The sequence below is a fragment of the Microcoleus sp. F4-D5 genome (assembly GCF_036704885.1).
Lineage (GTDB): Bacteria > Cyanobacteriota > Cyanobacteriia > Cyanobacteriales > Microcoleaceae > Microcoleus.
The window spans coordinates 94,495-96,954 of record NZ_JAUBSX010000012.1; the positions used below are offsets into that span (position 1 = coordinate 94,495).

General features: G+C 48.6%; 2 protein-coding genes. One reads left to right on the forward strand and one right to left on the reverse strand.

Translation table 11 applies throughout. From position 1 onward, the window contains the following. Positions 1 to 213 (forward strand): hypothetical protein (locus QUA80_RS08540; RefSeq protein ID WP_333423210.1); only part of this gene is annotated, 213 nt, incomplete at its 5' end. Here QUA80_RS08540 and QUA80_RS08545 read toward each other — a convergent pair. Then, a partial coding sequence (locus QUA80_RS08545) for a CHAT domain-containing tetratricopeptide repeat protein (RefSeq protein ID WP_333423212.1) occupies positions 188 to 2,460 on the reverse strand: 2,273 nt, incomplete at its 5' end. The two genes, QUA80_RS08540 and QUA80_RS08545, sit on opposite strands and share 26 nt — an antisense overlap.

Genomic DNA, 2,460 nt, shown 5'->3' on the forward strand with positions numbered 1-2,460 from the left:
GACTGTCGGATTGTCGGATTGTCGGATTGTCGGATTGTCGGATTGTCGGATTGTCGGACTGTCGGATTGTCGGACTGTCGGATTGTCGGACTGTCGGACTACCGGTTTAACGTTAAGTTGACACCAATGGGCATTGCCGTGTCCCTAGAAGGGCTATGTACTTACTTACCAGCAAAAGTGCTGTATATCATTTCCACTCGCCCTGAATGGTAAAAGCCGCCCAATAATAGGGAGATTTCCATTTTTCTATTCTCATCATTTCCATCTGCGCCGCCCTCAAAGCTGCCGCCGGCGCTAACTTTTGTTGCAGCATTTGCTGATAAAACTTTTGCATTAACACAGCAGTTCCTTCATCATCCACACTCCACAAACTCACCGCTACCCGCTGCGCCCCCGCATACATAAAACCCCTCGTTAATCCCACTATTCCTTCGCCTTTAACATTCTGTCCCATTCCCGATTGACAAGCACTTAAAACCACTAAATTTGCCGCTAATTTCAAGTTGAAAATATCGGTGAGGCGCAAAAAACCGTTGACAAGATTGCCCTTGTCATCTACGGTAGACATCACAATTCCTGACAGTTCGGGATTTTTGTTGTTGGCCAGGCCGTGGGTAGCGAAGTGAACGATTTGATAATTAGCTAACTTTCCATCGGTAGCAGTAGTGCGACTGGCATCAAAATCAAATATTTGACTGCTAGAAGCTGAGGGGAATAAGCTGGATATTGTTTGGGCTTCTTGGCGGGTAAATGGGAGGCGTTCGGGCGGCCATTGCCGATTGGAAGCACGAAGCGAGCGATTTAAACCGAGGTTGTTTGCTTCTAACTTTTCTGGTGTTGCTGGGGTGATTTTTTCTTTAATTCTGTCATCGTCTGGACTGAAAACAGGATCGGCTAAAATGGCTAAAGTTTGGCCCGGCGGTTTTCTATCTCCGTAATTTTGTCTGAGAATGGCGAGAGTTGAGGCGGAAGGCAGGGTGATAATTTCATGTGAGGTAATTAAGGGAACATTGGTATTTTCTCCGGCTGTTGGTGGCAGAGTTAAAGCTGGAAAAGGGGTATAGTGCAGCACGCCGTCGGGAACAATTAATAAGCGTTTGTTTGCTAATTGGGCTGCGGCGGGCTGTAAAATTAATTGGCTCAGATTTGCACTGGCTTGGGCAACTTTTTGGGGAATATCTCTCTGGATTGGGCTAGTGACTGCGGTGCGGAAAGCGACTGCTGCTGTTTCAATGTCAATCTGTGAGGGCAATTCATAGCTGGTGAGTCCTGTGGATGTCACCACCCACAAATAACTGCGGTATTTGCCGAGGGAATACTGCAATAAAATCGTGTTGTCATCGAGAATCTGTTTCTGAATTTCTGGCAGGGTTAAAGGTTGGGGTTGGGTGAGGGCTGCGTAGCGGGGGCTGGCGGTACGAATCTGGGTTTGAATTTGCTGATATTGTTGCAAAAGTGAGAGGCGCCGAGAGTCGATTTCATTGATTTGAGTTGGATTGGGATTGGGGCTGCTGATTGCTTCGATGCGCTGCTTTTCAATAGCATCGAGTTGCTGTTGTACGCTCTTTTCTTGTTGCAGTAAATCGGGGTCAATGCCTTCGCGAATGTTGGCATTACTTTCAAAGAGGAGTTCGAGGAGACTGCGGGCCCTGGAACGTTCACTGGCTTCTAAGGCTTTTGTATCGTAACCGGATTGAGGATGAGTTTTATGCAGTTGCATTAACAAATCGATGTAGAATTCGTAGTGGTATTGTACGGTGGCAAAGTATGAGCTGCGGAGTTCCGGGCTGGCTATTTTGGTGCGGAGGTTTTCGATGATTTTGAGAGAGGATTCAATGTCTTTGAGGGCTTCGGTAAGATTGTTTTGGTCGCGTTTGGCAAAAGCTATTTGGAAAAGGGTGACAGCTTCCCCGCTGCGATTGCCTACTGCCCGACTCAGGGGAAGGGACTGACTGTAATACTCTAGCGCTTTCTGTTTTTCTCCCAATTCTGAGTAGACACTGCCGATGTTGTTGAGGGTGGCAGCTTCCCCGGCACGATCGCCCGTTGCCCGACTCAGGGGAAGGGACTGGCTGTAATACTCTAGCGCTTTCTGTTTTTCTCCCAAATCATCGTAGACATTGCCGATGTTGTTGAGGGTGGTAGCTTCGCCACCGCGATCGCCCGTTGCCCGTCTCAGGGGCAGCGACTGGCTGTAATATTCTAAGGCTTTCTGTTTTTCTCCCAAATCATCGTAGACACTGCCGATGTTGTTGAGGGTGTCAGCTTCGCCACCGCGATCGCCCGTTGCCCGTCTCAGGGGAAGCGACTGGCTGTAATATTCTAAGGCTTTCTGTTTTTCTCCCAATTCTGAGTAGGCTAAGCCGATGTTGTTGAGGGTGGTAGCTTCGCCACCGCGATCGCCCGTTGCCCGTCTCAGGGGAAGCGACTGGCTGTAATATTCTAAGGCTTTCTGTTTTT